The following is a 24215-nucleotide window of genomic DNA, read 5'->3' on the forward strand; positions in this document are numbered from 1 at the left end:
TAGATGGGTCTTAAGAGTAGCCAGAATGATAAATTATGAGTGGTTATAAATTTCAACGGCGACCTGGCTAACATCTTTTTGAATTAGGAAAGCGTCATTTAGAGATTCCAAAGGCGTATTAGAGACTGCAATAATAAAGGCAAGTAAATGCCCATTCTTCGCGTTAATATATCCTGATAATACTTCTGAAAAGGAATAAAACCGTTGGTTCGCAAAGTCATAGGATAACGAGGTACCTGTTTTCCCATGAATCTTTCCGACCGCAGGAATATTCTGGGCTGCTTTCGCAAGACTACCATCCACACCAAGTATAGGTAATCCATCATAGAAGGCTTTAAATTGAGGTCCAGGCAGCTTATGCATATAAGTTAATAATTTAATAGCAGCCTTGGGAAGAAGCCTGTTTGTATCCCCACCAGCACCATCACCGAATACAAACTCATTTTTATTTAATCCTACTTTATCAAGTAAAAATTTTGCAATATGAGGCAAACCTTGAGCAAATGATGTTTCTTTATAGTGTTCGGCTAATATAAGCGGTAGTAAATCAGCGCCTATGTTATGACTTAATTTTAAAATAATTTTAATATATTCAGAAAATGGTGGAGAAATATATTGCGCAATTGGAGTAAGCTGCTTATAGGTTTCAGCATTGGGTAGCTGACTACTTTTATTATCAAGATGAACAATAATCCCTTGTTGTTTTAATGCCGCAATAAATGCTTGCTTGGCAAAAAGAGCGGGTTTAAGAATAGGTGCTACTCTCAATAGCTCTCCGGAATTGGCAGCAATTTGTCCTTTTATGACCAAAACAGTGTCACTATTTTTACTTGAAATTTTGATATCAGTTTTTTCCCCATCACGAACCGTTATAACCTGGTTATCGATAGAATAACCTGGAGCTTGTGGGCGCCATTTTATTGATGCTTTCTTGCCTACAATGGTCGGTTTAATTTGAAAATCGAACAAGTTTTCATTAATCATGATCGGGGAAATAATGTAATTGCGTAAATGTTCTGTTTTGAATAAACGGTTATCTACTAATACATCACCATTAATTTGTGTAATACCTTTGGCTTTAATTTGTTGAGCAAGGTTAATTAATCCATTCAGTGGGTTTTCTGGAACCATACCTGCTCCAGGTAACTCATTTGCATAAATATGATCGATGTATCCAAAAGTGAGTTTGTCCTCATGAACACGGCCGCCTAATTCTAAATCCCCTTTACCAACAAGAATAAGGTTGCCATTTAAGATGTTGTTCTCTTGATGTCCCATAAAATATACTGGTGTTTTAAAACGGTAGTCGTCACCTAAAACATTCAACGCAGCTGCAGAAGAGAATAATTTAGTTACAGAGGCAGGCATTAATAATTGGTTGCCATTTAATTGATAAACCATTTCTTGGGTATTCAAATCTTTAACTTCAATCCACCATTGTGCATTTTGATAACGCGGTTGATGCATGACATTGAGCAAGTCCTGATGCAATAATTTCGTTGCGTGGGAAGAAGCAGATAGTAAGCACATCAAAAGAAGGATAAGCGTGTTGAACTTTATTTTTATTGATTTCAGTTTAATGTGCACAATTAATTCCCTATTTACCTAAATAATCCTTAAGATAAGGTGTCAGATATACATCATCATATCAAGTTTCTTGAATTCTTTTTTAAGATCATTTAAAACAAAATTTAGGATTACGATTGCCATAGCTTAAGTACAGGCAGAGCAAAGTAAACATAAAGTGAACCTTATCTAATATAGGGAGCGCCTCATGCGTTAAACAATCCAAATATTACAGTGATTTGGGGGAACGCAATAGTTCCAACATTAACTTTGCAGCTAACTGTTCTGCTTTTCTACGGTTAGAGCCTTCGCCAAAAGTTTGTTGTTTTGTTCCCATTACTGTACAAGTTATGTAGAATATTTGATTGTGCTCATCACCTTCCACCTTAGTCAACGTGTACTCTGGAAGAGCCATTTTTTCAGCTTGCAAATACTCTTGCAATTGAGTTTTGGCATCTTTTAAACAATCGTTCAAATTAGAATCTTCAAGTCTAGAGCGATATAATTTTAATATTACCTCTTTTGAAGCCTCTATCCCCCCGTCTAGAAATATTGCTGCAAAAACAGCTTCCATAGCATCTGAAAGAATCGAGGCCCTGCGAAAACCGCCGCTCTTCAACTCACCTTGTCCAAGAAAAAGGAAATCACCTAGCTCAATTTCTTTAGCCAATTCACCCAGCATCTCGCCCCGCACTAAAAATGAACGCAAGCGGCTTAATTGGCCTTCACTTTGTAAAGGAAAACGATGAAACAATTCATTGGCAATTACAAAGCTTAAAATTGAATCTCCAAGAAATTCAAAACGCTCATAGTTTACACTTCCTACACTACAATGCGTTAAAGCTTGCTTAAGATAGGCAATATTATTAAATTGATAATTTAATCGCCTGCATAACCTTTCTAAATCAACTTTCACTGCCTGCTACAACCTCTTCAGTGTGATCAAAATCAAATAATAAGCTTATATTATATACTAGGGGCTTAATAACTTGATATTTCACTTTTACTCTAAATTTATTCGTCCCTATAGGCTCAATCATTAATTGATTTTCCTTTAGACTCTCAACCCCATTAATATTGAGGCGCTTATCTACGGTACTCTTTAAAACATTAACATCTGCCATCGGATCACCACTTAGTGAAGATACAGACATTGTATTCAATCCTTTTATCGATTTGATAACCGAGTAATACTGCAAATAAACAGGAATAACACGCATTACAACGATTGCAGCCATAACAATCACCGCTACAGTAAGTATCATCCCTATAAAAGTCATTCCCTTTTGTTTATGCATTTGCTTATTCCTTTCAATTTTAAGTGAGTGTTTTTGCTCAGATTATCAAAGATACCGCATACTTACGGAATCAATTTTCCTATTCTAGACCAACGAACGTTATCTGTTTTACCATTCCAACTCATCCAAACTAAAAATGCTTTACCTCGGAGATAGGATTCCGGTACAAATCCCCAGAACCGGCTATCTGCACTGTCATCGCGATTATCACCCATCATAAAATAATTCCCCTCGGGAACCACGATATCAAAATCTACAGCTGGAACATCCGTTCTAACAAAAATATTATGTATTGTACCATTCAAATCTTCTTGATATTTTGCTACTGCTTTCCCTGAACTTTCATCAATAGTGTACTCAAGAAAAGTCTGTTCTGCTTTTTTTCCATTAATTGTTAGCACTTTATTATGATAACTAATTTTATCGCCAGGTATTCCTATTACCCTTTTGATGTAATCATAAGAAGGATCAGGAGGCCAACGAAATACTGCAACCTCTCCTGTTTTAGGATCAGAAATCGAAACCACTTTCTTTTCCCAAACCGGAAGTCTTAATCCATAAATAAATTTATTAACCGCTACAAAATCACCCACCAATAATGTCGGTTCCAATGAACCAGATGGGATACGGAACGGTTCAATTAAAAATGAGCGTAAAATTAATACAATGAAAAATACAGGAAAAAACGATCGTGAATATTCAATAATACGATTTGGTTTTTGGTCCTCAGCACGTTTTCTTGCCCAAAAGAGAATATCTAAAAGATAAATAAAACCGCTGATGAACGATAGGACAACCAATATTAAAGCAAAATTCATAAATTATATCCTAAACTTAGTTTCGTAATAATACATCCAACAGCATTGTGTTTGCTCTTGTACTATTTCTTTTTATCTGTTTGGAAAACCGCCATAAACGCTTCTTGTGGTATTTCCACGTGTCCGACCTGTTTCATACGTTTTTTCCCTGCTTTTTGTTTTTCCAACAACTTTCGTTTTCGAGTCACATCTCCACCATAACATTTTGCAGTAACGTTTTTACGTAATGCTTTTACTGTTTGTCTGGCAATAATATGGCTTCCTAATGCGGCTTGAATAGCCACATCAAACATTTGTCGAGGAATTAAGTCACGCATTTTTTCAGCGATTAATTTCCCACGACTATGTGCTGAAGAACGATGAACAATAACTGAAAGCGCATCTACACGTTCGCTATTAATTAAAATGTCCATTTTAACTAAATCAGCTTCTTGAAACCGTAAAAAATTATAATCAAGTGATGCATATCCACGGCTAACTGATTTTAATCGATCAAAGAAGTCCGAAACCACTTCACTCATAGGAATATCATAAGTTACAGAAACTTGACGACCACTGTAAGTCATATTGACTTGTATCCCGCGTCGCTCAACACACAAGGTAATTATTGAACCCAGAAAGTCCTGCGGTACCAGTATGTTTGCCCTAACAATAGGCTCATACATTTCTTTAATTTGTGGCAATGGAGGCAATAGAGAGGGATTATCAATCAGCATCGTCTCGCCTTTGTGGGTCAAAATTTGATAAACCACAGTAGGCGCAGTAGAGATTAAGTCCAGGTTATATTCTCGTTCTAAACGCTCTTGTACAATTTCCATATGCAACATGCCCAAGAAGCCGCATCGAAAACCAAAACCCAATGCTTCTGAAGATTCAGGTTCATAAAATAAGGACGCATCATTTAAGCTTAATTTAGCTAAAGCTTCGCGGAATGCTTCGAAATCATCGGAACTGATAGGAAATAGACCTGCATAAACTTGGGGTTTCACACGTTGAAATCCAGGAAGTTGTTTATCCGCTGGAGTTTTTTCTAAAGTAAGTGTATCACCAACAGGAGCACCTTGAATTTCTTTAATTCCTGCTACCAAATACCCTACTTCGCCAGCATTTAATACATCCAATCTCGTGCGCTTAGGAGTGAATATGCCTACTTGGTCGACTTCGTAGGAACGTCCTGTAGACATTACTCTCATCTTATCCCCTTTACGGATTGAACCATTAACAATACGTACTAAGGAAACAACACCAAGATAGCTATCAAACCATGAATCAATAATTAAAGCTTGTAACGGTGCATTAATATCACCTTCTGGTGGAGGAATACGCGTTACTAAAGCTTCAAGCACATCGTCCACCCCTAAACCACTTTTAGCACTAACTCTTATTGCATCATGTGCATCAAGACCAATGATGTCTTCGATTTCTGAGATAACGCGTTCAGGTTCAGCTTGTGGTAAATCGATTTTGTTAAGGACCGGCAAAACTGATAATGATTGATCAATAGCGGTGTAACAAACAGCAACCGTCTGAGCTTCTACACCCTGTGCTGCGTCAACAACAAGTATCGCACCCTCACAGGCAGCTAAAGAGCGGGATACTTCATAACTGAAATCCACATGTCCAGGAGTATCAATAAAATTCAAGAGATAGTTTTTACCGTCTTTAGCCGTGTAATTCAGAGAAACACACTGTGCTTTAATCGTGATGCCTCGCTCTCGTTCTATATCCATAGAGTCAAGTACTTGAGCACTCATTTCACGTTCGGATAAACCACCACAAATTTGGATAAATCGATCTGCCAAAGTAGATTTACCATGATCAATATGGGCAATAATTGAAAAATTACGAATTCGCTTTAAATCACTCAACTGAAATAACCTTTTTCCAAATAGCGCATTCTAGCTTAAATATGCGCGACCTTAAAGTATTTGCTAATATAGTGCATTTTTAATAAAATTTATCATTTCATTTTTATTAGGATGCGCTATGCGACGAAAACCAAGTTTGGGGTTCATGGCAATAATATTGCTAATTTTTTCATTCTCAACTTATTCAGATACCGCATTTACTAAAAGAAAAGATGTACAGCTTTTTATTAAAAGTATGGTCAAAGAGCACCACTTTACTGCTAAAGAGCTTACAGAAATAATGAATCAAGTCGTCATCCAGCCTGATATTATTGAATCCATGGAAAAACCTTATGAGAAGAAAAACTGGGATGTTTACAGAGATTTGTTTCTCACCCCAGCACGTTTAAAAGGTGGATTGGACTATTGGGTTGCTAATAGAGAGGCTTTAGATAGAGCACAAAAAAAATATGGTGTTCCACCAGAAATTATTATTGCAATTCTCGGCGTAGAAACACTATATGGAGAACGACAAGGAGATCATCGGGTTTTAGATGCTTTGGCTACCTTGGCGTTCAACTACCCCAAACGCTCGCCCTACTTCACTAAAGAATTAAAAGAGTATCTGCTTTTATGTCGTGAACATGGAGTTCCTGCAACTCAATATAAGGGATCTTATGCGGGAGCTATAGGGCAACCCCAATTTATGCCAAGCAGTTACCGTAATTTTGCTGTTGATTTTAATAACACAGGCAAGCGCGATCTCGTTTCTAATAATGCGGATTCTATAGGGAGCATCGCGAATTACTTCCACCAACATGGTTGGAAAACCAATGATGGGGTAGCGCAGAATGCTAAATTGGTGGGTTCACTGCATAAACGTATTCAAATGAATCCTAAAAGACCCAATTATTACTATTCACAGCTCCTTGCGCATGGAGTCAAACCAATAACCGCCGCGCATAACCACCCCTCGCGCGCAGCATTGATTGAATTGGTTACTGCAGAAGGAAATGAATATTGGATAGCTTATCCTAACTTCTTTGTTATAACCCGATACAATTCCAGTCCTCAATATGCGCTAGTAGTTTATCTTTTAGCACAACAATTGAAGCAGCAGTGGACCGTAATGAATAAAAAAAAACTTAGAGCATATGCTTAGGAATGGATACTCTTTTTCTCTTTACTAAACATCTTGATGAAACCGGATGTTTTTGTCTTCAATTAAATGAAGGTGGGACATTAACTCTCCCACCCTCACAACGAAGTTTTGCAGAAATTAAATCATTGCAAACGGATTGCAGAACTTTAGTGATCGAAACTTGTGAGCAAGTTAGTCTTCTTGATCTGGAGTTTTCATGGCTTCCTGAAAGAAAAGCAAGAACCGCAATTCCTTATGCTTTGGAAGAAAAGGTAGCACAACCCGTAGATGAGCTTCATTTCGCTTTCGATAAAGCTAGGTATCAAAACAACCACTATCTTGTTACTGTCATAGGAAAACAGCGAATTCGATATCTGATGGAATTATTCAATCAACAAAATATTGAATTTTTTGCAATTACTGTAGATTGGTTTGCCTTGGAACCCCAGGAACTATGTATCAATGAAACCACTTTACTCATCAATACAGATGACTTCAAAGGTGCACTTTCTGGAGAGTTAGCTAATATCTATCTAAAGAGCCATCCACAATACCAACCCTTACTTTTTACAGACAGCGCAATGCAAGTTGATACATCATCTGCAATAAACCAGGAATCATCATATACCTGGATTGCTCAACGGATATTAAAAGTCAAATTGATGAATCTCTGCCAAGGAGAAATGCAACACGGGAATAAAAGTGATTTAATTAAAAAAGGCTATCAGCTAGTCGGCCTCCTTTTTTGTATCTGGTTAATTTCCCTACTTGTTGTAAATGGAATCAAGTTGCATCTCTTAAATAAAGAAACTCAGAAAATTGATGAGCAAATTGCAGTGATCTATCATGAGTTTTTTCCCGATGCCAAACAAATTATTAGTCCTAAATTTCGCATCACCCAGCTTTTAAAAAATAGTAACACAGAGGAACAAAATCGTTTTTGGTTTTTACTCAATCAATTAGCTAAAGTAATGAAGAATGATCGTAATACTGTAGAGCAATTGCGATATCAAAACAAAACCTTATCTGTAACTATAATAAGCATGGATTTCGCCAGTTTAGAAGAGTTGGAAAATGAATTAAAAAAACTGCAACTCAAAGTAAAACAAACTCAAGCATCAACTCGCGAACAACAAGTCGCCGCCACCTTGGAGTTAATGTGAAAGCTTATTTAAGTACGCTTAATGAAAGGGAAAAATGGATGCTAATTGGAGCAACACTTTGTCTTTTGCTCTATATTTATTATTTATTTTTATATAGCCCATTGAGCCTGAAGGTCTCCCAAAAATCAACTCAGCTCGTAGAAAAAACTGCCACATTGGCATGGATGCAAAAAATAAAACAACAACATCTACTAAAAAAAACAAAGAAACAATCAGTAGATAACAGTCAACTCTTGACGACGCTAGCGACCCAACTAAAAAATGATCCTACGCTGAAGTTTCCTTATCAATTACAACAAACTGGCTTAGGAGATATTCAACTTACGTTTGATGCCGTAGCTTTCAACTTATTTATTGCTTGGTTGGAAAAATTAAATCAACGTTACGCAATTACAGTGAAGCAGTTTGAAGCAGACCGCTCAAAAACCCCTGGCGTAACTCGTTTAATGATTCTAATTAGTTCCGCTTCTAAAACAACATAGCCTCAATTCACCGCAAATTAAGATATCTCCTAATTTGCGGTGAATTGTTCGGTTTATTGTTGTACATTACCCCAGTTAATTACTGTGGCATTACCCCTAATTTCAGGTGGTAACGTACTTAGGGCCTTTTGTGCTTCTTCCGCTGAACCGTAAGTTCCATACACACCCTTATAACGTGTTTTGCCATCACGCTCATATTTGATCTGAGCCATCCGATCTTTTTTGGGGGCTTTATAAAGGACTTGCGCTACTTGAGATGCCTTATCACCCTCTGTCAACTCAATAGTATACCCTTGTGGATTTTGGCTATTTACCCAATTCTGATCTCTATCCTTAAAAGAAACAGGAGAATGTAATTCACCAACATGATACGAATTGGGAATATTAACTTCACGTCTTTGTTGATACTTATAATCATAATTTACCATACGGTAGCTATTTATAGCATAGGGTTCAGTAATGTCCGTATATGAGTAAGCGGGATAGGAGAGATATTCACTATCCTTGGTACAAGAAGACATAATAAAAGCACACAGTACCATAAGTGCTAAGTTTATTTTCTTATCCATTGTTCTTCCCCTAGTTTATTGTTCTTATTATTCACTTCTTGATAACTGTATCTACATATTTAGAAAAAACTTTAGAAAATTGTGTTGTTAAAGAACAAATTTTGTCTTACAGTAATTATTTTTTCATTTCTACGGCCAAAAACTTATGTGGACACATCGACGTTCGGGACAAACTAATCAAAGAGGAAATCTGGATCATCGAGATCCTTATGAACGAGATCGAACCCGAGTGATTCACTGTCCTGCATTCAGACGACTGCAAAGAAAAACACAAATTTTAGGAACTGACGAAGGAGATTTTCATCGAACTCGATTAACCCATTCTCTGGAAGTGGATTCTATAGGACGAAGTATTGTCCACAATCTCTTGATGAATCAAGAAAAGCAGATTAGCCTAGCTGGCTTGTTACCCAATGATGATCTAATCTCCGTTATTTGTTTACTTCATGATATTGGTCATCCACCTTTTGGTCATGGGGGTGAAGTAGCGCTAAATTATATGATGCGCGATTATGGTGGATTTGAAGCTAACGGCCAAACACTAAGATTGCTAACTAAAGTAGAAAGCAGCTATGGAACCTATGGTCTTGATTTAACCCGACGTGCACTGCTTGGCATTTTAAAATATCCAGTGAAGCGCTCTACGGTTGTTGCACCCAACCAAGCGCCAGTTCATGAATCCATCCATAAAACCATTAAGATTAATGATTGGCTACCGCCCAAAGCTTATTTTGATTGTGAGCAACCCGAGATCGATTGGTTGCTATCGCCTTTTTCCAATAGTGATAAAGAATTATTTCAATCCCTGTCGCAAAAGCCTCAGGGCACAAAAACAGGAAAATCGGCCTATCATAGTTTTGATTGTTCTATTATGGACATCGCAGATGATATTGCTTATGGGGTTCATGATCTTGAAGATGCGATCCATTTACGTCTCATCAATCCCACACACCTAGATACGCTTGAATTTCGACAGTTATTAAACAATACATTGTTATCCGGTCGTCAAAATCAATTAATTGAGTCTCTTTTTTCTGCAGATCTTTATTCAAGGAAACAAACCATCGGAGAAATGGTTAATTATTTTATAACTTCAACCCAAATCATAACCACGAATGAACAATTCGAAAATCATTTACTTAAATACAATTTAGCCCTTACTCCTGAAGCAAATGCACTTTTGAATTATTTAAAACAATGCATCTATAATAATGTCATCGATTCTCAAGAGGCCCGTACTTTTGAGTATGGAGGCCAAACCGTGGTATTAAGACTCTTCGATGCCATCAGCTCCAATCCCGGTAGTTTATTAGACAATAAAAACAGAGTTTTGTTTAAACAAGCCGAAGATGAAACAACGGCTTATCGAATCGTTTGCGATTATCTGGCTAATATGACAGATGAGTATGCCTATAGGATGCATGAGCGCTTATTTGGATTTAACACAAGAACAATATTCGAAAGATTATGATCATTATCTATGGGGGTGTCTCATTCATTAAAGGTGGACAATACCTCTAGGAAATCTTCACGATGATTGGATAAAAGAAGAAACAATAGAATGATAAATGTGGCGTCCCCAAGGGGGTTCGAACCCCTGTTACCGCCGTGAAAGGGCAGTGTCCTAGGCCGCTAGACGATGGGGACCTGGATCTTTATATTTTATACTTCTTACTACTAAACTACAACACCAATAATGGCGTCCCCAAGGGGGTTCGAACCCCTGTTACCGCCGTGAAAGGGCAGTGTCCTAGGCCGCTAGACGATGGGGACCTTGAACGTTTTCCCCATCAACATCAATGATGTTGATGGTGGAGCTAGGCGGGATCGAACCGCCGACCTCTTGCATGCCATGCAAGCGCTCTCCCAGCTGAGCTATAACCCCAAAATTAGGTTCGCAGTTTAATGAGCTCCCCAAGATCTGTCAAGTAAATTTTTGCACTTTTCCTAAAGAAGTTAATTTTGTAATCGAAAAACCAAGAATAAACTTTTTAAACGCCTTATTAACAGAAAAATCAATAGATGTGATAGCAAGAAGGAATAAAAACACGAACTATGGGTACAAAATTAATCCTCAAAAAAATACTCATTAAAGTTCGACCTTAAATGAATAATTTTTTTACATATAGCATTGTATATATTCTTTTTTTTCCAATATAATACGCTTCACCATCAGCGAAATAAAAAAATATTCATTACATCTTTAACGCTTAATCTCCTGTTAATAATAACAATGTATTCTTTTATTTCTTTTGATTCTGGGAGTTTTTGCTGTGCCACAATATTCAGAAAACAAATACATTCAGTCCCTACTAGAAAATCTAATAAGTTCATATGAAACTGAAATAAACTATACTCCCTTAGAAATAGAACTTGATTCAAAACAATTCGCTGAAAAAGATATTGACGCCCTCCTCAACTTTATTAACGATGATCGTAAGCGCCTCTTTATTTTTAAAATTCCAGAAAACCAACAGGCATCAAATCGACTTGGACTTATTGCACGTCGAATAATATTAAATAAAACAGCAGAAACCTTACTTAAAAATACATCCAACGAACCCAAAATCAACCCTTTAAAGTACGCATTAAGTTCTAGCTCTCCTGCAGTGCGTGCGCGCATCCAAATTCAAAAAAGCATTCTTTTACCTAAACCCCCAAGTATCCAGAAAGTCATTCACCTCGAACAGAGTGAACATGTAGGAGGCCCCGACCTCAATCTTGTTCCAATTGAATCAACTGAGATTCCTGAATTAATCAAACAACTCAAAGCTTTAGGGATTGATAATCTGCAAGAATCAGCACTCCCCTTGATAAAAGAACATATTTACGCGTTTAGTGACGGTATCATTCCTGGAAATCTTCCTAAAGGATTTTATATAAACAAAGATAAAAAAGCGCTTTGTTATACGGATGCACCAAGAAAACTACCCTCTGGTTTAGCCCCTGTACTCAAAAAACAAGAATTGTTAACCTTACCCTCAATTGAGGAGGCAACGGCACTGTTGCCCCATCTTCCTCAAAATACTCTTTCTCTACTTTTGAGATCTAAGTTCTCATTAGCCAAAAAAAATATGCTTCTAAGTCTTATTCCTGCATATGAAAATGAAATTAAAACGTTTTTAATGGAGCTGTATAAATCAAATGGCTCTCTCTCCCCTAAACAACACGATGAATTCATCGTTCCTCTCCTTTGTAAGCAATATATACTTGGAGGTGAAGCACATACTGTTTTATTGGTCAGACTGCTAAATACTTGTTTAAATAAAAAAATAGATCTTGAGTTTCTTAAAAATCCTGAAGTACAAAATTCACTTTTGAGTACGCGTGGAATTAAAAACCTACAAAAATTAACCCAGCTTCCATCAGAACAAAAAGAATGGTGGAATACACTGGTTCGGTCGCATTTAGAGTATGATAAAAGCAGTTTTGATTTTAATACCTTCTTTGATGCTTATACGCAAATCATTATTCCCCGTATCGCTGAAAAAAATCTTACGCTTCCCAATCCGTGTCCGATTCATCATAAGGGACATTTCCTCGTTACATTAAATAGGGTATTGGATGTAATCGAACATGCAAAAAATCCGCAGGAGCAGTGTCTCTCTTTATCGGATCTTAATTGGGGATCAACAGGTGTACATTATGCCATGTTGCAAAAACCAGCTTCAGAGCAATTTAGGCAGGTTGCTGCGTGTATGCAGCTTGAAAACCCTGAAGATACAATCACAGATCCCCAACTCATTTATCAGAAAATTACACCGGAACCCTATGAGCTTACTCCCTGGCTATTTCGATACATGGGTCAGCATTGGAAAGCTGAAATAAGATTAGCCGACATTCAGGAACAACTTCGTGAAATTGAAAAACTTACTTCATGGACTTCAGCCCAGAAGAATCAATTAACATTTATTTTGGCCTGTACTTTTGCAAATAATGCGGCTTTGGATCCTGCGCAATGGAAAGAAACTTTAATTCATTGTATCCATTCATTACAAGGTCTGGAAGAAAACGAGCGTACTCATTTATTGCAAGCATTCTCTCGATGTTTTTTATTCAAACCTCAACCTTCATTGGTGCAAATTAAAACATTAATGAAACAATGTCGGGAATTTAAAACTGAATTTCCTGATAAAGACCTCAACGTCGATTTCATTGTTCCCCTGGTTTCATGTCTGGAAAATGAAGGGTTTGAATTACTCAATACACTGCAAGAACGTATTCAAAAAACTGCTCCAGCCGAAATCGATAAATTTTCTCTATCCGTTACTGCCGCATTTACAGCGATGCTGCAAAAAAATCGCCAAAACTTCTCTCCGGAGATCATTAAATTACTCGCAAAGCTCAATGAACCTGATTTAAATCAGGAAAGTCTTGAGCGATTATTAGGAACAATTCAAAGCATAAGAGATAAGAAAGGCGAGCTCTTTCATCACGTTATATTAAGTACTTTAAGTCAAATTAATCTTTCAAAGTCTCAAACTTTGCCTAAAGCAGAACAAATTCAACTCCTGCTCCAGGGACTTGCGGATTCAGCAGAGACAATCCCTTCTGAGTGCAAAACTTTAGAAAAACAGGAAGCATGGTTAAAAGCGATCATCATTGAAAAAAATCCTTTTCCGGGTTGTGTGCTGGGTAATGGAGATATTTCTAAGCTCGATGATTTAATTGTTGATGCCCTAGTTGAAGCAATTAAAAAAAGAAGTGCTGTATTCAAAATTGATCTCCTCAAAAAGGCATTACAAAAAAACCTAGACAATTTAATTGTTCCTAAGCAATTACGTGATCAACTGAATAGAGAATTAATACCCCTATTTGATGCAGTTGAGGACTTAGTTAATCTATTACAAAGCCCCAATCCCAAATTTTCTGAAGTGATCGAAAAACTTCGATTTTTCGAAGAAAAAAAACCCCTCTTACTTGAAGGAATGTATAGTCTTCTCATTGGAGAGACTAAAGGGGAATATATTTTAAGTTTCCTACTAACTGGAAAAAGAAAAGCTACCGATCAAACAACTAACAAAACGTTTGCTACTGTTTTAGGTCAAGTACATAACCTGTTTCTTTCACAAATGAGACCTTTTTTTGACAATCCTTTGAATAAGCAAATTGTCAAAGATTTGGATTTGAATACTTGCCTATCGTGGATGGCCGCTTTTAATGAGACACATTCTTTGACATTCTTCTTCAAAGAGGAACTGATTCAGAAAAAAGTACTACCTGCCCTGAAAAAAACCTTACAACAATTAAATACTCAAGATTCTGAATTTGAAAAAAGCATTCTTGAGGAAGCGGCTTTAATCGATGAAAATGCTCCCGCAGATCAAGCATTAGAAGGTTATAAAAACAAAATTGAGTCATTGGCTAATTATCTCAACTTGCTTATAGAGATAAATGATCGACTTCCTCAACAATTTATTAAAATTTACAAACAACTTAATACAGGAAGCTTAGCTCGTTTAAATTATCAGCAAAAACATACCTTAGTTAATAAATTAATTAGTGACAGTTCGGAGAAACTGGATCTTTATTTGAAATTAACAACCCAAACTCTAGATGAACATCCTAATGCAGATAATATTTCCATTGGACGCGCTGTTGATGGCCTAGTTGAGCTTTTTGATTTACCGGATCTTGATCCCGAAACTCAAACCATGTTTTTCAAAATGAGCATGGCTCATAACTTGAAAAGTACTACAGCCTTCCCACTTGCAGCATTAAATAAATTCAAGAAATCAGATCTTTCAGAAGAGACCAAATCATTAATTATCAAACAAATTATTCAAATTTTAGTTGGGCTATCGACTACGGAATCGGGACTCATCCCAGAATTGGTTGAAAAGACTCAATTATTTTTAACTCATAATATCAATCAACATGAACTTTGTATTGCACTACTCAATAGAATCTCTCAGGATAATGCCACACAGAATATGAGCACTTATCCTCATATTCTCGAACAATTAGCTGAAATCAATCCAGAGGAGAAGAGAGCAAAAGTAGCTACGATTTTGACTGGTTTAGCTAAAAATAAAAAAGACTCCACCGTAACTCTAGCTTCTTTGTTAGAAATCACTAAGGGATTAAAACGGCGTTTGTCTGCTGATGTCGATCAGGTCCTTAAATTATTCAGTACACCTCCTTACCCCAATGCACAGAGTCTCAACGCTGCATTACTTGCGCACGACTCTGAAAAAATTAACGCCTATTACCTGAGCTTTGACACGAATCCTTTTGCTAAACCGGGAGAAAAAAGAGATTTAGTAAAACAGTTTGCAACCGATCGAATAAAAGATGCCTTAACTAATCTACAAGATTTGCTACGTGAAGAAGATTTACCGCACGCACTGCAAATGAAGCTTGCAAGACAATTAACCTTCATAGAAACTTTAGGCTATACCGATCCACTCAATCCTGGTGATTTTACCGGCCTAAAAGGTTTAACTGCTTGCTCGCGTCATGACTTAAAAGTACAAGCCGACCTGCGACTTCAACAGCTGCGTTCGCAAAAGTTAGGCCCCAAAGAACGAGAGATAGCTCATTTAGAACTTTTAGCGTATTTAAGAGAAATCTATTTCCGCACCACAGGAATCTTCCCAAACACCACACAAATGCTTGTCCTATTGCTTGCATTAGAAGATCCATCATCTAATTTATTAATGCGTATCAAAACGGGTGAAGGGAAAAGTATAAATACTCCGATGCTTTCTGTTATACAATGGGCCCAAGGGGGTACGGTAGTTCAATGGACAGCAAACCCGACTCTACTGATTCGAGACTATGAAAACAGCTGCGAACCTTTTTTTAATTTTTTAAACATTAGATCGGCACTTATCCAAAGTAACAGCCCTATCGACCGATTCATCCCTAATGGAATTAACTGCTCTACAGTTGAGGACATGGCCAGTTTTCACTTAGCTGTTAAGATGGACCAAAATGAAAAATTACTTGAAACCATTGGTCCAGTACACATTGTTTTGGATGAATGTGACGACGCTCTTTTGGATCAAGTAACGCTTTATAAACTCGTTGCAGAAGTCGAGGATGCTAATGTAAACAATCCTGCACAGTGGATTTATCCCCTTGCATACCAATTTATTAATCTTCCCGGATTTCGTAAACTCAACCCCGCCTGGGATGAAGATGAAGATTTGGATCAATTCAGACTGTTTCTCAATAAGCAAATTAATGAGCAATTTAATGGCGATGTTGAAAAGCAAAATTATTTGATGGCATCGAGTAACACCCAATTGAAGCAATGGATTCATGCCAGTTGCATCGCAGCAACTCTGGTTGAAAACAAGCATTTCATCATGCAACCACTCAAAGAAAAAAATGAGGCTGGGCATGAAATTACGAAAAAAATTGCCTGTATCCCTTTAATTCGGAGTACCCCCAAGACTGGCTCAATTTTTACTGAGTCAGTTCAACAAGCGCTAGAAGCACGGCTTAAAGCAGAACGAAAAGATCAAGCCCAATATATTTGCATTGATGCTGTTCCCTCAGTACTTGGCAGTCAATCTGCACGAGGGTTAATCAAATTCTTCCAAAAAACTTTAGGTCGCCTCCTTGGAATCTCGGCAACTCCGGGAGATAAAACGGAACTGGAGAGTTTGGCTACATCAGTGGGAACTCAAGCAATCAGTGTGGCTCCGTATGCGGGCGATAAACGTATAAACCATCCTCCAATATTCACCTTCAATCGGGATGAGACCGTCAAGGCAATACATGAAACGTTTAAAAAAATTAAGCGCCCCGTCACAAAGCCAACAATGGAAATTAATCCTGATGAAACAATTCTTCCCTATGATGAAACCTTAATTTTACAAAGAAAAAATGCCATTGAAAAATGGAGTCACACACAAACTCAACCTATCCTTATCGTAAATGAAGATTTTGATGAAGCCCAGGCTATTGGTACCAGTTTAAAAATTTATGAGGAGCAAGGGTTTAAAGTTCAAATTATTACCGGAAAAGAATCCGCGGCAGAGTTAGATAAAATCATCAAGCAAGCAGGTCAAGCGAATACTATCACGGTAGGCACTGCAATGCTTGCAAAAGGCATAGACATTAACACAGGCGATCATCCTAAAGGTTTATTTGTAATACAAACTTATCCTGATACTGAAAGAATGACCACCCAAATCGCTGGCCGCGCTGCACGTAATGGAAAACCTGGTGAATGGCTGCCAATCTACCAAGTAAAAACTCCCAAGGATTTACTTAATAAGTTTTTCTATTATGTGTTCCCCTGGACCCGCCAACGTATTAATGAACATACTATTGAAGAAGTGAGAGATAAGCTCAAGCTACAGGCTACAGTCGATAGAACCTATACTCAGGCTATTGATGAGGCCCAACAAATTTTGATGCTGCAAATTGAAGCATGGGAAAGCTTACTTCTCGAGATCTATCCGAATGATCCTAAAATGAAATATGAGCTTTATCAATGGCGTGAAATGCTGCTGAGTGAATTAACTCGCTCCCAAGACCCCGCTGTATCTGAAACTTCCTTGTATGAAAGTATTACTCAGTTTAAAAAATCAGCGTCCAAATTCTGGGAGGCTGCACGCGAAGAACAATGGGCAGCTAAAGCTGCAAAAGCTCCTATGACCAATGAGCAGGCTCTAAGATTTAAGTACTTGAAAGAATTGGATTTTGTTCAAGAATTAAACATTCAAACAAAGCTGCAACAAAGAGGCAAACCGTTTACTGCAGCAACAAAAGCATTAATGTACCAGAACCTGGAAACCGTGATTGCTGATAAAGCAGGAGCTGTTCTTGAGTATACAAATCCCTCTGAACAGGTAAGAAAAAATCTTGAATTGGCTCAAAGCAAACAAATTTTACCTAATCTAATTGGAGAGTTTTGCTCTATATGCCCCAATGCAATCAAAATATTTTTCCCTAAAAATTCGTCACAAAATTCTTCCTATATACCCGAAATAGTTAGAAACGTGATTGACAGCCTCATAAAACAAAAAAACAAAGTGCTACATGGTGATGAGCAACAAGAAGTTTCTGAAAGTATCATCCAGTTTTATCAAAAGAAACTAAAAGATGCGGACAGTAAACAAATTCGGGAATTATTGGCTAAAATGAAACCTTTAATTCTAAATCGTTGCGCTGAATTTACAAAATTTTCACTGGTAGAACAATTTAAAATGCAGGGTTTGATCCTTTCTTTTTCAACTCTTTATAGAAATTTGGAGTTACCTGAAGATGCGGATTTGAATAATCTCCAAAGAAGTTATGATGCAGAAATCATGAAAAAACTGGCAGAATATTTACGCCATGAATTTGCATGGATTAACGAAAATCCAGCTGCTTTTCATGCGATTTTTGAACGCACTGAAGCCAAGAAAGCAGCATTGGATATTTTTAACTTGGCTGGTAATCTAATCAATTCACCTCAAGATGCAGGTCTAATCGGTGAACTTTATAAGGCGCTTCAGCAACATAAAGTCATTTTAAAAGATAAATATTTATTTTCAATTAGTCACTCATCTCCTCGAAAAGTAATTAATGATGCACTTGATGCGATTGACTCATTAAATAATGCCCCGCACTGTGATCTTGATTTTCGCCAAAATTGTCATGATAAAGTGGTTTCCGAGCATCAGATCGCTGCATTTCGTAATTTGTTAACAAAAATGTCCCCTTACTTTTTTAAAACTTCCGATCCTACCTGGAAGCATATGAAGCAAACGCTACTTCGCATCAGTGAACAAAGTAAAGATAATCCAAGTCATGTGATCCATGAATTATATGAAGCCACTGTCCGATTTAGCACATATAAAGCATATCAGCCTTACTTAACGCAATTGAGTTCTTTACAAAAGCAACTTACACGCTCCATAGAGGAGTTGGGTAAAAAGGATGGACTAAATCAAGACGTTCAGGAAAGTCTATTTAAACAAAAACAAGCTCGATTTGCTGAATTACTTCAGGTGGCCCCCGGAAAGTTGCACATTCAAAATGGAACTGATGGCATTCAGTCCTACATAGAACTTCAAGTAGAAGATATGCCCTACCGAAAGGAATTCACCGGATATCAATCCTCTTTTTTAGCCCGCGTAGATTCAGAACGAAACAGACTGAAAACGGCGAAGGAAACACTTGATAAAAATAAAGACTCTCTGCTTAAACTTGATGATAAAGCGATTGAGGTGCTTCCTGAACAAAAACAAGTTGAATTTAAAAAACTAGCACGATTAAAAGCTCTTTTAACATTGGATTGGAATAATTTAGATGTTGATCATCATGAACTTCCTGATTTAATTCGCCAAAAAATGGAGTATGTCGATGAAATAAAACAGTGGAATTGGAAATTAAACCCTGTAGATCAAAATCGACTTAAGGTTATTTTTGGCAAAATACCTGAAGAGCGCTTTTTTGTTCTTATCACCAAGCAGGGTAGAATAGAGGAGGATCTGGGGAGGATACGCCGTAGAATACAAGATATTTCCGAAAAAATAACTGCCCAGGAAAAAGAGATTGAAAATATAGATAAAACGATTAAATCTGCAACAAATCGGATGAATGAAGCCAGCTGTTCTTACCTGGAAAGCGGGCAATTGATAGCAAAGAACCTAATAAACCAACGAGCTATTCGGCATATTAAAGCACAGATTGAATTACTGAATGAAACAAAAATTTCTATCCAAAAAGAGGAACGAGACTGTCTGCATGCTTTAAAAGATCACAATGAACTATTGGACAGCCACCGAGGGGAGCTTGTAAGAAAACTTCTGGAGCAAACCAAACTCGATCTTGCATCCTTCATTGATGATACGTCCCAAAAACAAGTTTCTTTGATAGAACAAGAGTTCATGGAAACTGAACCTGTTATCGAAAGGATTGAAAAAGAAGAACGTCAAAAAACCAAGTATCAAACGCTTCGATTCTTCAAAACAAGTGAATTGTTACGTTATGAGGCAAGCTTGGCTCAAGAGGAAGCTCAAATACTACTCCCTGATCAGCAAGAACAGGTTCAAGGTGCAGAAGTACTTGTCTATTAAGTACTGAATTAATAACAGGCCCGGCAGACCTGGTTGCACCAACCAGGTTGTTTTTTTATACTCGAAATCATGGATTATTAGCGCAAACATTATGCTAAATTTATAGTTTTTAAATAAATAGAATATTTTTATAACTATTGACAACCCATTGAAAACGATGATAAAAACATCACACCCAAACTAATTAGGCATAAAAATGAAAAAATTCTATACTTTTCTTCTCCTGGGGTTAGTAACGGGTTCATCCTTAGCAAATCCATGTATCAGTTCACAAAGAAGTTGTTTAAAGCTCAAAAATCAACACGCTCAATCAGCAAAAATTGAGTGTAACTGGTTGAATGAAGTGGCTTCTGCCGGTAGATCGCAGGGCTCCACTCAATTGGATTTAAGTTATGGTGATGGTCTTGGAGCTCCGGAACCTCGACAAGTTTCTTGCAAACTTACCATAGGACAAACCAAACAAAGCTTCGAATTTCATAATCCATATTGGGGTTCATTAATTGAATTTAGTTTGATCTCTGAACGGCAACTCGAAGTACACATTACAGATGGATGGAGCACGAGAGAAACACGATATGCATTTACTTGGTAATTACCCCCTTAGCTTGGGTGAAACGAAGTTCAGTTAGGGTTACAGCTTCCTTCACCGAAGCTAAAAAACATTAGTCCTAAGAGGATCTTGACGATAAAATTGAGTGAGTAAATCATAAATATCAGGATAGTACCGGTTGATTACTTCAGGTTTTTCAAAAAATAATTCAGAAAATACGGCAAAAAATTCAGCAGGTGAGGTAGCTGCATAGGGGTCAATTGGAATAGGATCCTCTTGCTGGATACGGCTTATCAGATTTTCATATCCCTTGTTGAATGCCTCAGCCCAGTGTTTCGCTGACATTCCTTTATGAAGTGGAGGAAATCCATTCGCCCTTCCATTTTGCATATCTAATTTATGGGCAAATTCATGAATTACCACATTACGCCCTCCTTTTCCACCATGATGTAATGCATCATCCCAAGAAATAATGACTGGCCCCTGCTGCCATGACTCACCACTTAAGTAGGATCTTCCTAAATGTTCTATACCAAACTCATCAATTGTTTTGCTTTCATGCGAGTAGGCGCCGGGATATATCACAACCGAAATCCAACCGTCATACCAATCGAAACCAAGATTCAAAATAGGGAGGCAGGCTTGTAGTGCAATAGTTAATTTCATAGCAAGTGTTATTTGCAGGTCTCCAACCGCTTCCAAGGATTTATAGTGAAGAAATAAAATTGCCAAACGCTTAAGCTTTATTTGTTCTTGCTCACTTAAACGTCGTAGTAACTGTAAGTTTTGAAATACGTCTTCCCATTGTTCGTCCCTGACAGGTGAATGACCTATGATGCGTTTGTACCGCCATCTTTTTAGCCAGTGAAACATTACTAGAACCTGGCTGGAACTAAGAAGATTAAAATTCCTTTTACAAGAATATCAAGGGATCGGCTGTTTACATAAAAATGAAGTATTGTATTAATTTTTTTCCTTAATTCTTTAGCCATATGATCCCTTATAACTTATTGTTCAATTATATTTTATGTATCACAAAAAACCGTGATCAATCTAAATTAGCATCTTATATCCATCTTCTCCAAGAGAATGATCCGCTACTAAATCAAAATTGACTCTCATATCTTGACTATTAAAATGTCCTGGATCATTGCGGCCCAAAACATAGCTAGTCAAATCAGAGTATTCAATTGGTTTATCATCAAATTGGAGCAGCTCTTTAATTGCAATAAATTTGGATTGATTTAATGCATTAACCAATGCAAGTCCAGAAGTAGTTGTACTGTAAAAACTATAACTGTAACGATCGCGTTGCAATGCAACTGCCAGAATATCTCTAAGGATATAACTCAGCTGTTCTTCATCGAATGCATCTTCGCCTTCGCGTTGAAGATCATTTCTTATTTTAAGTAATAACCCACCTTTTTCACCTTGTTTACTTGTATTGGTCATCTTACTGTTAATAAATTCGATCAAATCGACCAATACTGCGTTTGTTAAAGGGGTCTTTTTCCTTTCTAAATAAGGCCGCTCTGGCTCTACTTTTAAACAGAGTTCCCCTGGATCCTGGGATTCAGTATCGATAAGTTCACGATGGGTTTTATTTAAATATTTTGCTGAATTCGAGACTGTAATCTTCGATTGATCCTGAGAATGCAAGACTCTACTTTTAGGGATGATGGTGGCAATAATTTCAGCTAAAATACATTTCCATTTCGCTCCCTCTCGTTGAAATTCATTAATGATCTCGGACAGTTCTATATTCTCTCCGGATTTTACTATGCTCCCCACCCTATCCAAGAACTGATACATAATCGCTTTACTCAGTTTTCTGATTACAGGAATCACATCCACTCCATAACGTAGATGAACGGCATCATTTTCTTTATCAACATCCTGAAATGCTTTTAAATGCGCACCTAAAATAACTTCTTCTCTAACCTGACAATGTTGAGGATAAGTAGGTCTTATAGGAATATGGAATTTTGCAAGGATCTGATCGACAAAGTCTTCAGTGTCATCACCCACTTCAAGATAAGGATAGAGCGTTTCAACATAATTTAAATTTTTAGAATGAGATAAATCAATTGCGTTATTGGTTAAGGTATACTGAAAAACATCTAAAAAAGGAACATAAAATAAATTACCAGGTACAGGATCTAAAAGAAGCAAATTGGTTTCCAAATGAAAATGATCAATATGAGCTAACTTTATAGCTGCCATAATCGCAGCAATACCACCTCGACTTAAACCGATGCCATTAAATTTTACTTTATATCCATCTTTAATTAATCTTTTGATCACTTCGACTACTTGATCACTTTGTTTTTTAACTCCAGCACCGAATAAAAGCCCTTTCACTCCATAATCAACACCGCATCCATTAAAACCCATTTTAAAATGGGTAGCATCTTTATATTGTTCAACCTCCTGAGCAGAGGTAATGCGTACCCCCTTACAATCTTTCGATAAAACTTGATGCAAATGAGTATTCGGTTCTTCAATACTGTAGATTGTTCCTTCAAATATCGCGGTTAGAGTGATCTCTTTCATTAATTAAAACCTAATAAATACAGATTGTAAGGAACCGCATTCTAACAACATCAAGCATGATGGGCAATTAACAATCAAACAAAGAACTTTTTTTATCCAGTTGTTTTATTTTTATAAGTCTGATTTAATCCGCTATGTATTTTAAGTAGAAGCTGTGGATAAAAAGTAATCCTTGCGTTTATAAGATAAACGAATTTTTTGTACGTAATCAAGATCGAACTGTAACCTAGATAATGAATCAGCCACTCACTTTTTTAATAGATAAATTAAACAAACAACTCCATGAACTGGACTTAAATTTACATGCGGCGCAGTGTAAGAAGCAAGAGTTCGAACAACAAATCCAAAATATTGAAGAACAGATTGACCAAACACAAACTAACTCCCGTCTCGTTAATCCTGCAAGTGAAATCAATTGGCTTAACTTCATTATTCAACAGCAAGAAAAAAAAGAATCGATTACTTTGGATCTTAAAAATTACCGAGATGTAGAAAATAAATTAAAGGAGAAAATCAATCGAATTAAAATGGAATTAAACATGTTAACGAATTATTTGCATCGACAATCAACTAATGAGCAGAAAAGTTCATTAGTTTAATTTTTCTTAACTACTAATCCCTAATCGTTAAATAGACTTTACTTAAATGCATCGGAAAGCACACTCTTCTATATTAACTTCCGCCTTTACCTCATCATGCATTCCCGGCGCATCCACGACCTTTCCTGAAAATAATGCCTCTATTGAAGCAGCAGAACGAGTAACTACAGAAATTAAGCTATGAGGAACACTAAGAATTGCTAATAAAGCACTCACAGCAGCTGTAAAAAGGGCAACTCCAACAAACTGTACCATAAATCCCGTAAATTCTAGTGCGTCATCCCGGAGCGTCGGAGCATCAAATAAAGCACTGCCAGCGGCGACAAGCAAACCTCCAACGCAAATTACGGTAGAAAGGACTGAAGCATATACGGAAAATCCAGCAGTCACAACTCCAGAGAGCGGGTATATACCTGGAGCAATTAATTCACCGAGGAACTCATATCTATTTTTATACGGAGTGAAAAAACCAGGACGATCTCTGTATGTGTTAATTGCTCGATGGGCGATATCCTCAATGGTTTCACCCTCTAAAATGAAATTTATTTCTTTTTCGCCAATCAAATAAAACATAAATCTTCCACATTTCATGTGTCCATTATTTTTAA

The 24215-nt window shown here is 37.1% G+C and carries 16 protein-coding genes and 3 tRNA genes; 7 read left to right on the forward strand and 12 right to left on the reverse strand.

The genetic code is table 11. The features are described 5' to 3' along the window. Window positions 1-33 precede the first annotated feature (33 nt). From dacB to lepA, 5 genes are all read right to left on the reverse strand, one after another. Window positions 34-1587 carry a D-alanyl-D-alanine carboxypeptidase/D-alanyl-D-alanine endopeptidase gene (dacB, locus tag ACWTE2_RS02105; RefSeq protein WP_454783943.1) on the reverse strand — a complete coding sequence of 518 codons (1554 nt, stop codon included), beginning with the start codon at window positions 1585-1587 and terminating at the stop codon, window positions 34-36. A 208-nt stretch (window positions 1588-1795) separates the two neighbouring features. After that, complete coding sequence (gene rnc / locus ACWTE2_RS02110) at window positions 1796-2482, reverse strand: ribonuclease III (RefSeq protein ID WP_454783944.1); 687 nt, start codon at window positions 2480-2482, stop codon at window positions 1796-1798. Further along, the gene (locus ACWTE2_RS02115) at window positions 2472-2864 is read right to left on the reverse strand and encodes a DUF4845 domain-containing protein (protein WP_182390920.1); all 393 of its coding nucleotides are present in this window, start codon (window positions 2862-2864) and stop codon (window positions 2472-2474) included. Before ACWTE2_RS02115 ends, rnc begins: the two co-directional genes overlap by 11 nt. A gap of 62 nt (window positions 2865-2926) precedes the next feature. Then, entirely contained in the window at window positions 2927-3682 is a 756-nt protein-coding gene (gene lepB, locus ACWTE2_RS02120) for a signal peptidase I (RefSeq protein ID WP_454783945.1), read from the reverse strand. A 62-nt stretch (window positions 3683-3744) separates the two neighbouring features. Beyond that, the gene (gene lepA / locus ACWTE2_RS02125; protein WP_182390922.1) at window positions 3745-5550 is read right to left on the reverse strand and encodes a translation elongation factor 4; all 1806 of its coding nucleotides are present in this window, start codon (window positions 5548-5550) and stop codon (window positions 3745-3747) included. 118 nt (window positions 5551-5668) lie between these two features. Between lepA and mltB the strand changes: the two genes are divergently transcribed. Genes mltB through lspM form a run of 3 tightly spaced genes read left to right on the forward strand, consistent with a single transcriptional unit; the run spans window position 5669 to window position 8315 of the window. Beyond that, the gene (gene mltB / locus ACWTE2_RS02130) at window positions 5669-6691 is read left to right on the forward strand and encodes a lytic murein transglycosylase B (protein WP_454783946.1); all 1023 of its coding nucleotides are present in this window, start codon (window positions 5669-5671) and stop codon (window positions 6689-6691) included. Between the two features lie 2 nt (window positions 6692-6693). After that, window positions 6694-7833, forward strand: a complete 1140-nt coding sequence (gene gspL, locus ACWTE2_RS02135; RefSeq protein WP_454783947.1) for a type II secretion system protein GspL — start codon at window positions 6694-6696, stop codon at window positions 7831-7833. After that, complete coding sequence (gene lspM, locus ACWTE2_RS02140) at window positions 7830-8315, forward strand: GspM family type II secretion system protein LspM (protein WP_454783948.1); 486 nt, start codon at window positions 7830-7832, stop codon at window positions 8313-8315. Before gspL ends, lspM begins: the two co-directional genes overlap by 4 nt. 53 nt (window positions 8316-8368) lie before the next feature. Here lspM and ACWTE2_RS02145 read toward each other — a convergent pair whose 3' ends face one another. Then, the gene (locus ACWTE2_RS02145) at window positions 8369-8884 is read right to left on the reverse strand and encodes an SPOR domain-containing protein (protein ID WP_454783949.1); all 516 of its coding nucleotides are present in this window, start codon (window positions 8882-8884) and stop codon (window positions 8369-8371) included. A gap of 145 nt (window positions 8885-9029) precedes the next feature. Here ACWTE2_RS02145 and ACWTE2_RS02150 point away from each other — a divergent pair, with 145 nt between their 5' ends. Continuing rightward, complete coding sequence (locus ACWTE2_RS02150; protein ID WP_454783950.1) at window positions 9030-10355, forward strand: anti-phage deoxyguanosine triphosphatase; 1326 nt, start codon at window positions 9030-9032, stop codon at window positions 10353-10355. A 100-nt stretch (window positions 10356-10455) separates the two neighbouring features. Here ACWTE2_RS02150 and ACWTE2_RS02155 read toward each other — a convergent pair. The 3 genes from ACWTE2_RS02155 to ACWTE2_RS02165 all read right to left on the reverse strand — a co-directional run bounded on the left by ACWTE2_RS02155 (window position 10456) and on the right by ACWTE2_RS02165 (window position 10769). Further along, window positions 10456-10531 (reverse strand) — tRNA-Glu (locus ACWTE2_RS02155). A gap of 50 nt (window positions 10532-10581) precedes the next feature. Further along, window positions 10582-10657: transfer RNA gene (locus ACWTE2_RS02160), tRNA-Glu, on the reverse strand. Window positions 10658-10693: 36 nt separating this feature from the next. Then, a tRNA-Ala gene (locus ACWTE2_RS02165) sits at window positions 10694-10769 on the reverse strand. 388 nt (window positions 10770-11157) lie between these two features. On the opposite strand from ACWTE2_RS02165, the gene ACWTE2_RS02170 reads away from it, so the two are divergent. Together ACWTE2_RS02170 and ACWTE2_RS02175 are read left to right on the forward strand one after the other, a co-directional pair. Continuing rightward, window positions 11158-19905: a helicase-related protein gene (locus tag ACWTE2_RS02170; protein WP_454783951.1), complete on the forward strand. Its 8748-nt coding sequence runs from the start codon at window positions 11158-11160 to the stop codon at window positions 19903-19905. Between the two features lie 196 nt (window positions 19906-20101). Next, window positions 20102-20497 (forward strand): hypothetical protein, encoded by a 396-nt coding sequence (locus ACWTE2_RS02175; RefSeq protein WP_454783952.1) that lies wholly within the window; start codon window positions 20102-20104, stop codon window positions 20495-20497. A 60-nt stretch (window positions 20498-20557) separates the two neighbouring features. On the opposite strand, the gene ACWTE2_RS02180 is transcribed toward ACWTE2_RS02175, so the two are convergent. Together ACWTE2_RS02180 and ACWTE2_RS02185 are read right to left on the reverse strand one after the other, a co-directional pair. Then, window positions 20558-21328 carry a M90 family metallopeptidase gene (locus tag ACWTE2_RS02180; RefSeq protein ID WP_454783953.1) on the reverse strand — a complete coding sequence of 257 codons (771 nt, stop codon included), beginning with the start codon at window positions 21326-21328 and terminating at the stop codon, window positions 20558-20560. A 180-nt stretch (window positions 21329-21508) separates the two neighbouring features. Further along, on the reverse strand, window positions 21509-23008 hold the full coding sequence (locus ACWTE2_RS02185) for a hypothetical protein (RefSeq protein WP_454783954.1): 1500 nt from the start codon (window positions 23006-23008) through the stop codon (window positions 21509-21511). 233 nt (window positions 23009-23241) lie between these two features. Between ACWTE2_RS02185 and ACWTE2_RS02190 the strand changes: the two genes are divergently transcribed. Further along, on the forward strand, window positions 23242-23607 hold the full coding sequence (locus ACWTE2_RS02190) for a hypothetical protein (RefSeq protein WP_454783955.1): 366 nt from the start codon (window positions 23242-23244) through the stop codon (window positions 23605-23607). A gap of 42 nt (window positions 23608-23649) precedes the next feature. Here the strand turns inward: ACWTE2_RS02190 and ACWTE2_RS02195 are convergent, their stop codons facing one another. Beyond that, complete coding sequence (locus tag ACWTE2_RS02195; RefSeq protein WP_454783956.1) at window positions 23650-24180, reverse strand: hypothetical protein; 531 nt, start codon at window positions 24178-24180, stop codon at window positions 23650-23652. Between the last annotated feature and the right edge of the window lie 35 nt (window positions 24181-24215).

Source organism: Legionella nigrisilvae (assembly GCF_977063395.2).

Coding starts and splice junctions, on each gene's coding strand:
- ACWTE2_RS02115 (WP_182390920.1), bottom strand. CDS start 2,864: ATGCATAAACAAAAGGGAATGACTTTTATAGGGATGATACTTACTGTA.
- lepB (WP_454783945.1), bottom strand. CDS start 3,682: ATGAATTTTGCTTTAATATTGGTTGTCCTATCGTTCATCAGCGGTTTT.
- mltB (WP_454783946.1), top strand. CDS start 5,669: ATGCGACGAAAACCAAGTTTGGGGTTCATGGCAATAATATTGCTAATT.
- gspL (WP_454783947.1), top strand. CDS start 6,694: ATGGATACTCTTTTTCTCTTTACTAAACATCTTGATGAAACCGGATGT.
- ACWTE2_RS02145 (WP_454783949.1), bottom strand. CDS start 8,884: ATGGATAAGAAAATAAACTTAGCACTTATGGTACTGTGTGCTTTTATT.
- ACWTE2_RS02150 (WP_454783950.1), top strand. CDS start 9,030: ATGTGGACACATCGACGTTCGGGACAAACTAATCAAAGAGGAAATCTG.
- ACWTE2_RS02175 (WP_454783952.1), top strand. CDS start 20,102: ATGAAAAAATTCTATACTTTTCTTCTCCTGGGGTTAGTAACGGGTTCA.
- ACWTE2_RS02180 (WP_454783953.1), bottom strand. CDS start 21,328: ATGTTTCACTGGCTAAAAAGATGGCGGTACAAACGCATCATAGGTCAT.
- ACWTE2_RS02185 (WP_454783954.1), bottom strand. CDS start 23,008: ATGAAAGAGATCACTCTAACCGCGATATTTGAAGGAACAATCTACAGT.
- ACWTE2_RS02190 (WP_454783955.1), top strand. CDS start 23,242: ATGAATCAGCCACTCACTTTTTTAATAGATAAATTAAACAAACAACTC.
- ACWTE2_RS02195 (WP_454783956.1), bottom strand. CDS start 24,180: ATGTTTTATTTGATTGGCGAAAAAGAAATAAATTTCATTTTAGAGGGT.